General features: G+C 45.1%; 9 protein-coding genes. 6 read left to right on the forward strand and 3 right to left on the reverse strand.

The genetic code is table 11. From position 1 onward, the window contains the following. Positions 1–5: 5 nt before the first annotated feature. Entirely contained in the window at positions 6–1598 is a 1593-nt protein-coding gene (locus ACN0RF_RS12460) for an ABC-F family ATPase (RefSeq protein ID WP_417439282.1), read from the forward strand. Here ACN0RF_RS12460 and ACN0RF_RS12465 read toward each other — a convergent pair. Together ACN0RF_RS12465 and ACN0RF_RS12470 are read right to left on the reverse strand one after the other, a co-directional pair. Beyond that, the gene (locus tag ACN0RF_RS12465; protein WP_417439271.1) at positions 1595–2260 is read right to left on the reverse strand and encodes a glutathione S-transferase family protein; all 666 of its coding nucleotides are present in this window, start codon (positions 2258–2260) and stop codon (positions 1595–1597) included. The two genes, ACN0RF_RS12460 and ACN0RF_RS12465, sit on opposite strands and share 4 nt — an antisense overlap. Before the next feature lie 108 nt (positions 2261–2368). Further along, positions 2369–3019, reverse strand: a complete 651-nt coding sequence (locus ACN0RF_RS12470; protein ID WP_417439272.1) for a DUF1707 SHOCT-like domain-containing protein — start codon at positions 3017–3019, stop codon at positions 2369–2371. 231 nt (positions 3020–3250) lie between these two features. On the opposite strand from ACN0RF_RS12470, the gene ACN0RF_RS12475 reads away from it, so the two are divergent. Next, positions 3251–4843, forward strand: coding sequence for an amidohydrolase family protein (locus tag ACN0RF_RS12475; protein ID WP_417439273.1), 1593 nt, complete (start codon positions 3251–3253; stop codon positions 4841–4843). Between the two features lie 68 nt (positions 4844–4911). Here ACN0RF_RS12475 and ACN0RF_RS12480 read toward each other — a convergent pair whose 3' ends face one another. Continuing rightward, complete coding sequence (locus ACN0RF_RS12480) at positions 4912–5907, reverse strand: YeiH family protein (protein ID WP_011233881.1); 996 nt, start codon at positions 5905–5907, stop codon at positions 4912–4914. Positions 5908–6004: 97 nt separating this feature from the next. Here ACN0RF_RS12480 and ACN0RF_RS12485 point away from each other — a divergent pair, with 97 nt between their 5' ends. The 4 genes from ACN0RF_RS12485 to ACN0RF_RS12500 all read left to right on the forward strand — a co-directional run bounded on the left by ACN0RF_RS12485 (position 6005) and on the right by ACN0RF_RS12500 (position 9424). Further along, positions 6005–6877, forward strand: coding sequence for a LysR family transcriptional regulator (locus ACN0RF_RS12485; RefSeq protein ID WP_417439274.1), 873 nt, complete (start codon positions 6005–6007; stop codon positions 6875–6877). A gap of 218 nt (positions 6878–7095) precedes the next feature. After that, a complete protein-coding gene (locus ACN0RF_RS12490) occupies positions 7096–7500 on the forward strand; it encodes a GreA/GreB family elongation factor (protein ID WP_417439275.1) in 405 nt (134 codons plus the stop codon). 219 nt (positions 7501–7719) lie between these two features. Beyond that, the gene (locus ACN0RF_RS12495; protein ID WP_324186825.1) at positions 7720–8097 is read left to right on the forward strand and encodes a GreA/GreB family elongation factor; all 378 of its coding nucleotides are present in this window, start codon (positions 7720–7722) and stop codon (positions 8095–8097) included. Between the two features lie 115 nt (positions 8098–8212). Next, complete coding sequence (locus ACN0RF_RS12500) at positions 8213–9424, forward strand: M24 family metallopeptidase (RefSeq protein ID WP_011233885.1); 1212 nt, start codon at positions 8213–8215, stop codon at positions 9422–9424. The last annotated feature ends 502 nt before the right edge of the window (positions 9425–9926 follow it).

A 9926-nucleotide genomic window follows, 5' to 3' on the forward strand; every position in this document is an offset into this window, starting at 1 on the left:
ACTACGTGATTTCTGCTGCAAATATCACCATGCAATTTGGTGCAAAGCCTCTTTTTGAAAATATTTCTGTTAAATTCGGTAACGGTAACCGCTATGGCCTGATAGGCGCTAATGGCTGCGGTAAGTCGACCTTTATGCGTATATTAAGTGGTGAGCAGGAGCCTTCGTCTGGCAATGTGTCGCTCGAACCTAATATTCGCATCGGTAAGTTGCGACAGGATCAATTTGCTTACGAAGACTACAGTGTCGTTGATGCCGTTATTATGGGTCACGAGGAGCTGTGGGCGGTAAAAGAAGAGCGGGACCGCATTTACAGCAGTGGCGAAATGAGCGAAGAAGACGGCATGCGCGTGGCCGATCTGGAAACCGAATTTGCTGAAATGGACGGTTATACCGCTGAATCCCGTGCCGGTGAATTGCTGTTGGGTCTGGGTATACCAGTAGAGCAACACTTTGGCTTAATGTCTGCGCTGGCGCCGGGTGTAAAAATTCGGGTGTTACTGGCGCAGGTACTGTTTTCTGAGCCGGATATTATGTTGCTGGACGAACCGACCAACAACCTGGACATTAACACCATTCGCTGGCTGGAAGGCGTATTAGCCGAAAAGCAAAGCACCATGATTATTATTTCGCACGACCGTCACTTTTTGAACACGGTTTGTACGCACATGGCCGATATTGACTATGGTGAGCTGCGTGTGTATCCGGGCAACTACGACGAATACATGTTTGCCGCCACTCAGGCGCGTGAACAGTTAATGAGCGATAACGCCAAGAAGAAAGAGAAAATTGCCGAGCTGCAGAGCTTTGTTAGCCGTTTCTCGGCAAATGCCTCGAAAGCCAAGCAGGCTACCTCACGGCAGAAACAAATGGAGAAGATTCAGCTGGATGAGGTTAAAGCGTCCAGTCGGGTTAATCCGTACATTCGTTTCACGCAAGAGAAGAAGCTGTATCGACTGGCACTTGAAACCGAAAACGTGCGTAAGAGCTTTGAAGATGAAGCGGTGTTAAAAGGCTTAAGCACTTCGATAGAAGTGGGTGAGAAAGTCGCTATTATTGGTGCCAACGGTATTGGTAAAACCACATTATTGAAATGTTTGATGGGCGAGTACACGCCGGACTCAGGCAGCATCAAATGGTCTGAAAATGCCAATATTGGCTACTATGCTCAGGATCACGCGCACTGGTTTAAGCAGGATATGACGGTTTACGAATGGATGTATCAGTGGAAGCAGCCAAGCGATGACGAACAGGCCATTCGTGGCGTGCTGGGTCGTATGTTGTTTTCTTCAGACGACATTCAAAAGCCGGTATCAATATTGTCTGGTGGTGAAAAAGGTCGGATGATTTTCGGTAAACTGATTTTGCAGCGCCCGAACATCTTGGTGATGGACGAACCGACGAACCATTTGGATATGGAATCAATAGAGTCGCTGAACCTGGCGCTGGAGCAATTTGAAGGCACTTTGCTGTTTGTCAGCCATGACCGAGAGTTTGTGTCGTCATTGGCTACCCGTATTATCGAAATTACCGACAAAGGCTTACGCGACTTTGCCGGTAGTTACGATGAGTATCTGGCGCAGCTGGCTGCGGCTTAACGCTGGACCATTTTCTGGGCGCTCTTGACCAGTTCGTCAGGGTCGCCCATACGCTCCGGCTTTGTTACGCCGCGTTGGCAGGCCGGGCGTTCATTAATCGTATTCATCCAGCGTTTTAAGTGTTCGAGGCCATCCAGACCCACACCGGACCAGTCGTGGGTACGTACCCAGCACCAGTTGGCAATGTCCGCTAACGAGAAATTATCGCCCGCTAAGTATTCCGATTCGCCTAACCGTGTGTTCAGTACTTCAAATAACCGGCGGGTTTCGTTCTGATAGCGCTCAATGGCCGACGGCAGTTTCTCCGGAAAATACCGATAGAAGACATTAGCCTGACCCATCATGGGACCAATGCCACCCATCTGAAACATCAGCCACTGGATCATACGTGAACGTTCTTTCGGGTCTTTAGGATTAAGCTTGTCGTAGGTTTCAGCCAGATACAGCATAATGGCGCCGGACTCAAACACCGCGAAATCATCGTTGTTTTTATCGACAATTACCGGAATGCGACCGTTAGGGTTCATTTTCAGAAACTCCGGGCGTTTCTGCTCATTCTCCTGCAACTGCACATGATGCAGTTTATAGTCCAGCCCCATTTCTTCTAGTGTGACCGTCGCTTTATAACCATTGGGGGTTGCTGATGTGTAGAGTTCAATCATGTGTATCCCTTAAACCTTTGATGAGTCGCGCTGTTTCATACGCTCGTACCAGGCTTTTAGATTAGGCCAGCGGTCATCGACTCGCAACTGAATTCACCTATCCCGACTTTAGCGAGATTGAAAGGTGCCCTTCAAGCTATTAGCAAAGGCTACGAACTTCTCTTTTATGGTGCGTTTGACTTTCACTTCAACCGAGCCAAGCAACTGGAAGCCTTCAATTCGTATATGCGGAGCTTGTTTCAGGTTGCCCATTGAGGGTGCTTTATTTTCGGTGGAGCCAAGAACACTAAAGACGTTGGTGCTAATGGTAATTTCTTCAGGGACAAAAACTTCAAGACTTGAAAGCCCGCCAATAATTTTGATAGTGACGTCCGGGTGTTGAAAAACGGCATCGGTAAAGTCTAGTTCTACAGAGCCTAGCAGAGAGTAGATGGTGATTTCACGCGGCACTGTCCACACGCCACAGCGCTCATTAGAAGACAGTATGGATATCACCTTTTCGGTTGGTTGAATGCGTCCTTCGCCATAATGTGGTGAGAATTTCTGCTCTTTCATGCTGTCGTATGAGGTGTCGGGCTTCAGCTCCAGGTCTTCTACCAAATCGGAAAGCTGGCTATGTTCAGTTGCATCCATGGCTTGATCAAGCCGGCGTTCAAAAGCTTCTTCAGATAATTCACCGTGGCCGTAGTTCATTACCAACTGGTCAATCGTCTCTTCGCGGACTTTTTCCATTGGACGGTCTTCAAATTTTACACTCATGATGTTTCCTTGTTGTTCTTATCTTCTTATTATGGACAACAAAGCAATTCTTAGGCCAGAAATAAATCATTTTTAAATCAATGGCTTAATATTTTTGTTTTTATTTGGTTTTGTGTGTCTGACCAAAAATTAGGAAAAGTTACCAATTATCGGGAGTCCGGTTGATCTTCTACGAGTTATTAACTTAACTAAAACCTAGAAAAAATCAGGTTACTTCAAACGGATACGGCCATGAGTAAACTACCTTTCGTTGTTGATGCCCATACCCACCTTTTTAACGCTCGTTATGTGCCTTTGCAGGGGATTCTTGATAGTTGGGGAATTTGGAAAATACCGGCAAAGTTGATTAGCAAACTGGCCTATTCCCTAACCGCCAGTTCTACGCTAAAAGAGCGGCTGGAATCGTTTTCAGTAGCATCGAAAAAAGGCGCCACTGAAAAAATCTGCAACGAATTTGCCCACCTGGTTTGTATTGAGATAGAGCACTACTTGGTACAAGAGTTATTGGCAGACGGTGGTAGCAAGCCAGAGTTAGTCGAAGCCTATCAGGAGCAATTCATTAACAGCGAGCTTTATTCGGTTCTGAAGGAAATACACCAGTATTACGGTGACAGTGAATCGGCTCAGGAACTTGAGTTAGATTACATAAAAACGAAATGGACTTTCAAAGCAGAGACTCAGGTTCAGGATAAAATATCAGGTTGGTTCTCTGGCATTCACAAAATGATTGAACGAATGCTGCGTAAGTCACTGGAGTTTCTGGAAGACGCTGCGGACAAAATAGATTTTGTCCTGAATATGCTACGCAGTGAAGTCGGGATACTTAAGCGTTTAAAGGGCTATTACGACAACTTTTCGGAACGCTATGTGCTTTTTCATTACATGATGGATATGGCTTACCCATTTGATGACAAGCCCAAATACGATTTTTATGATCAGCAGTTGGAGCGCATGACAGCGTTGGAGAATTTTTCGGATGGAATAGTCCTTGGCTTCTCCGCTTTTGACCCCTTACGTTTTGTTTCTCAATCTCCCTCTGACCGCGTGCTTCATGATGCTATAGAAAGATCATTAGAACATGGCAAGGCAGGGTTCAAGTTTTATCCTCCTATGGGTTACAAGCCTGCAGGCAACGAACCTAACGTAGAACGAGTTGTCGATTACTTTCTGGATTTTTGTGTGGAGTATTCCATTCCGGTCTTCACTCACTGTACCCCGGAAGGTTTTCAAGCCTATAAAGGCTCGGGCTTGAATTCAGACCCGGATTATTGGGAACAGGCGCTGACAAAGAATAAGCAGAGAGAAACCATGAGATTATGCTTTGGCCATGCCGGTGGTGGAAAGCGGAAAATGAACGGACGCTGGGTTAAAGGGTGGCTGTCGGATACGGAAGATGAATGGAATGACCCAAATAACTACGCTCGTAAAGTTGTTGAGCTGTGTCGGCGCTACCAGCATGTCTATTGTGATTTGTCCTACCTGCACGAAATTGTCGGAAGCAAGAAAGCACAGGCAAGCCTGGCTAAACGACTTGAGATAGAGCTAACGCGTGAAGCCACTGGCGACAAACCTTTTAAACTGGCCGATAAAATGATGTACGGTAGCGACTGGCATATGGTGTCTATGGTTAATGATATTGAAAGGTACTTCGGGCAGATAAAAGCGATTTTTGAAACGGAAAAAATGCAGCCTTTTGCCGATAGATTCTACTTTCGGAATGCGCTGAAGTACGTTGATTTAGAGGCTTACATTAAACGTGCGGAGAATGTCTTTAGTCAGGATTACATTGCACGACTGAAAGAAATCCGAACGTATTTGATGTAGCCTGACGCTAATGCGTCAGGTGAGATAGTTAATTAGCTATAGAAAGTCTATGAGAAAAGACGTGATTACTAGGCGAACTGAGCTAACAGGTAACCGGTAATGAACAGACTCACAAAAAGCAGGGCGGCGAGTGCAAATGCTTTTGCGCCGCCTTGTTTGATGACGCTGATGTGTGTGAGCATGCCTAAAGCGGTCATTGCAATACACAGTAAATAAGTGGCAGCTGCTGTGAATGCTGTCGTCACGTCGTCCGGTATCCAGTTCAGTGAGTTGATGATAATAGCGCCAATGAATAGAAAAGCGAACCAAGGAACGGAGACTTTATTATCACCACTTTCTTTGTCTGAACCTTTTGACTTTTGTCTCATCCATACTGCAAATGTTAATAACACAGGTACTAATAAAACCACTCTAAGCATTTTTTCCAATACCGCCATGTGTGCCGCGTTTGAGCTAACTGAGTCGCCGGCGACAACTACTTGTGCAACTTCATGGACGGAAACGCCCACCCATAAGCCATACTGGGCCTCGTTGATATCGAAAAATTGAAACACTAATGGCATAAGCAGCATAGAAAGCGTGCCAAATACAACTACGGTGCTGATAGCGGTTATTACTTTGTGAGGTTTGGCTTTAATGATTGGTTCCATCGCAGCAACGGCTGCTGCACCGCAAATAGCGCTGCCCACGGCAACTAAAATCGCTTGCTCTTTATCAAGCTTAAACAGCTTGGTTCCGGCCCAAATACCGACAAACAGAATAACTGATACCATGGTAACCGCGCTGAATAGACCGTAAATACCAACCTGAGATAAGGCTTGTAAAGTAATATTGAAACCGTATAAGACAATGGCAACTCGTAATATTGATCCTTTAGCGATATTTAATCCAGGAGCGAGCGGTTCTTTGCAACGTGCCGGTAATATATGGCTGACCAGAATCCCAACGCCAATGCTGATTAATAGCGGAGAAACAGACTGAATAGCTGGAAGCCATAGATGGAGCTCCACAACACCTATTGCTAATACAACCGCTGCAATGAGCCCTACGATAGGATGGTTCATGGTTATGCCTTGTATTGATTCTTGTATTTAGGCTGGAGTATAGTGCAATCAATATTAATTAAAATTTAATAAAACTTTATAAAGTTAAAATATATTTATGATTAATTTGCGCCAACTTCAAGTGTTTAAAACCATTGCGGAAACCAGCGGTTTCACTGCGGCCAGTGTGCAGCTAAATATGACCACATCTGCGGTATCTATTAACCTAAAGGATATTGAACAGCAGCTGGGCACTCGGTTGGTGATGCGGGAAAGAGGACGAAAGCATCGTTCACACAAGGTTGAACTCACTGTTGCTGGTATGTGGCTGTACGAGCGAGCCCAAAAAATGCTATCGCTTAGTGACAGCACCGAACGATACTTTGAACAGTTACACAGTAATCGACGGGAAACGTTAAACATAGGTGCCAGTCAGACTGTCGGTAATTATTGGTTGCCGGCTTATATCAATGTGCTAAAACAACAACGTTCCGAGCTCAAAATTAATGTTTATATTGGTAATACCGATGAAATACTCAGCCGAGTTGAGTCGTTTCAGGACGAGATAGGGCTGGTTGAAGGTCCAAGTTCACGCGACGACATACTCACTAAGCCGTTTAAGGAAGACAGCATGACGCTAGTTGCGCCGCCCGATGACAATGGTAAAGCGTTGGAAGTACAGCCTTGGCTTATTCGGGAAAAAGGCTCTGCCACTCGCCGGCTTACTGAAAAACTTTGGGCTAAGCTTGGCATTAAGCCAGCGAACGTTATTGAATTGAATACCAATGAAAGCATTATTCATTCGGTGGCATCAGGTATTGGAGTTGCCTACGTTCCTAGTATCACAACACCACTTATGTTGGAAGCTGGGTTAGTTAGAGCTTTGCCGACAGAAGGCACGCATCATCGCACCTTATATTATGTGACTCATCGAGACTTGTCCTTTTCAATGGCGTGGATAGAGCGGGTCATAGCTGAGAAAGCCTTATAAGTCATTTATTCCTGGACGAATATTCCGGGAGCTTGCTTTAAATTTTTAACGGGCTATGATGGATTCAGTTGTTAAGAGGACATCATGTTTAAGTCTAACTATTCTATACAGAGTACCGCTCTCACCTTTCCAAATTAAGCCGGACGCGCTTTAAGCGTTCGGCCTGTCTGTTATTCCCTTTAGATAATTTAATGTTCAGTTCGGTTGGAGATAAAGCCGTGCTTAAGCGTGCATTCAGGTTTTGTAAAACCTCGGTTTGTCCGTCAAACCCAATTTTTCAGGAAGCGGGGCAGCAAATGCTGATTGATCCCGTGGAGCTTAGTATTTTAATGAATAGGCTTGAATTCAGTGAGTCAAAAGAAGCGTTAATTGAAAAACGAATTCGAGTTGGAGCATCCGCTGTTCTACGTAATGTGAAAACAATGGAGCAGGTAAAGGTTAGGTTGGTTCCACCAGAGCTGGCGGATACCGACAACTATCTAGTGTCTTTTATTTCTCCCTTAGGCTCGACATTGCTTGGGCTTCGCGTAGGAGATATTGCAACAGTTATCGTTAAAGATATATCAATAAAGTGGGAAGTCCTGACGGTAAATCAAAATCGTCCCGCATCTGATAATGCTTAGAAATGAATTTAACGGAGGGTAGTGCCTTGGAGTAACTTAGTTGTGCAAAGTGCGGATTAATTTAAACATTTGAACAGATAAGGTGAATCCAATGAGTAAAGAAAAACAAAAGAAAAAACCACAATTAACATTGAAAGAAAAACGAAAAGAAAAGAAGAAAAAGAAACTTGATGAGTAGACTTAAAGGGCTCTCCGGAGCCCTTTTTTATGGGAGAGAATATGAATACTAGACCTAACATCGTTATTTCATGTGTCGATATGGCAGTTATTGAGCATCATTTAGATGAGACGCGTTTGCCTCGGGAGTTTTTGGATGAGTTAGAAGTTGAGCTGGCTCGCGCCAAAATTGTTGAGCCGAATGTTATGCCGGCCAATGTTGCTTGTCTGAATCGGCAGGTGACCTTTAAGGTTTTAGAAACAGGGAAAGTGTTTACTAAAACTCTGACTGCACCTGATCAGGTAGATAAATATGATGACAGCTTATCGGTTTTTGCTCCTTTAGGGGCGGCGCTTATTGGTCTTTCCGTAGGGCAATCTATTCAATGGAAAACAAATCGTGGTTTACAGTCAGTTGAGATTGTTCATGTCGCGAGTTAGATTACTCGCTTATAGAGTAATGTTCGACCTAGCGGCTTTAATCAAGTGAGTTTGAACATAATTGACCGTTCGATATCCACTATTGTCTGTTGGCAGACTTAATAAGGAGAGTTTTATGGCGCATGGCGTAGGAATTGCGAAGTTAGACGAGGCGCTCGGGGCGTTGGAAGATATGACTGAAGGTGTTAAGCCTATTACACTGGAAGAGTACCAGCAGCGCGTTGCTAAGGCACAGCAATTGATGCAGGAAAAAGGCATCAGCGCTATGTATTTAAACGCAGGTACTAACCTGGAATATTTTACCGGCTTGAAGTGGTACCCCAGTGAACGTTTGGTCGGCGCCGTTATCCCGGTTAAGGGAAATGTCACCTTAATAGCGCCCGCGTTTGAAGTCGGTTCATTAACCCAGGCTATGATACTGCCCATGGATACGGTTTTGTGGGACGAACATGAATCACCTTATGAACGGTTGCTGAACTTTTTAGCGGAGCATTTTTCTGATGGCTATAAATTGGCGTTGGATGAGTCCACACCATACAGCGTTGTAGCGAAGCTGGAAGAGCGCAAGCCAGCTGAAACAATGTGTGACGCAAAAGTCATTACCGCTGCCTGTCGTATGCATAAGTCGCCCGCAGAGCTGGCGTTAATTCAGACGGCTATGGATATGACCATGGCCGTGCACAGAGCCACCGGTGCCATGCTGCACGAGGGCGTAACCGCTTCTGAAGTTAGAGGTTTTATTAATGAAGCACACCGAAAGGTGGGCGCGTCTGGGTCGTTTTTCTGTATTGTGCTGTTTGGTAAAGGAACCAGCTACCCGCACGGTGTTAATTACGAGCAGAAGCTGGAGAAAAACGACTGGGTGCTTATTGATACCGGTTGCAAGCTGCACGGGTATCACTCTGATATCACCCGTACTTACCCCTTTGGCAACGCGACTGAAGAGCAACAGACGTTCTGGCAGTATGAACGAGACTTACAGCAGGCTGTTTTTGATGCGGCTCATATAGGTAAAACCTGCGAATCGGTTGATGACGCAGTTCGGGTTAAATTGAGCGAACTGGGTTTAAAAGCCGATTATCAATTACCCGGTGTACCGCACAGAACAGGCCATGGTATCGGTATGGACTTGCATGAATGGCCGTATTTAGTCGGTGGGGACAAGACCGAATTGGCACCGGGAATGTGCTTCAGTAATGAACCTATGGTAATTAACCCGGAAAAGTTTGGCGTGCGCCTGGAAGACCACTTTTATATGAGCGAAGAGGGGGCTTTTTGGTTTACCGAACCATCCCGCTCTGTGGATGACCCTTTTAACCTTCTGTGAGCGCATGTAGCCTGACATTTATGTCAGGTGAGATATCGCACCTGATGTGAACATCAGGCTACTGGTACAAAACTGGCACAATGGCTAAAATGCAAAAAGCCCCGCACTTGCGTGCAGGGCTTGAGAATGCTTGGTGCCGGAGGCGGAATCGATAAGATCTAATAACTTATTGTTTTATAGTGGATAAAAAATATTAAGATTCAAGCGTGTTACTTACCTTGTTACTAAAACTTCAGCTTTAGTTTTTTGATTGAAAGCTTTTTCACAAATGAATCTTTTAACTTTTTGGCTATGCCCAATACTCGCTTAACACGTTGAACATAGCTATAGTGGTCTGCAACTTGTGAACGTGTAGTGGCAAATAAATTCGGGTAAGCGGATTAAATGGTTGATCTTACCTTTGCATGAGAGTGAGACAGACCGGCATCTCATCGGATTATCTGGTTGATGCTTCACCTACTGCTGGTGCATGTTTCCTTCGCTAATTCCAGCAAGAACCCCA

This window comes from Idiomarina sp., assembly GCF_048260185.1.
In the GTDB taxonomy this organism is placed as follows: domain Bacteria; phylum Pseudomonadota; class Gammaproteobacteria; order Enterobacterales; family Alteromonadaceae; genus Idiomarina.

What these genes read in the sequence shown, in the direction of transcription:
- ACN0RF_RS12495 (WP_324186825.1), top strand. Translation starts at nt 7,720, where the DNA reads ATGAATACTAGACCTAACATCGTTATTTCATGTGTCGATATGGCAGTT.
- ACN0RF_RS12470 (WP_417439272.1), bottom strand. Translation starts at nt 3,019, where the DNA reads ATGAGTGTAAAATTTGAAGACCGTCCAATGGAAAAAGTCCGCGAAGAG.
- ACN0RF_RS12480 (WP_011233881.1), bottom strand. Translation starts at nt 5,907, where the DNA reads ATGAACCATCCTATCGTAGGGCTCATTGCAGCGGTTGTATTAGCAATA.
- ACN0RF_RS12475 (WP_417439273.1), top strand. Translation starts at nt 3,251, where the DNA reads ATGAGTAAACTACCTTTCGTTGTTGATGCCCATACCCACCTTTTTAAC.
- ACN0RF_RS12485 (WP_417439274.1), top strand. Translation starts at nt 6,005, where the DNA reads ATGATTAATTTGCGCCAACTTCAAGTGTTTAAAACCATTGCGGAAACC.
- ACN0RF_RS12500 (WP_011233885.1), top strand. Translation starts at nt 8,213, where the DNA reads ATGGCGCATGGCGTAGGAATTGCGAAGTTAGACGAGGCGCTCGGGGCG.
- ACN0RF_RS12465 (WP_417439271.1), bottom strand. Translation starts at nt 2,260, where the DNA reads ATGATTGAACTCTACACATCAGCAACCCCCAATGGTTATAAAGCGACG.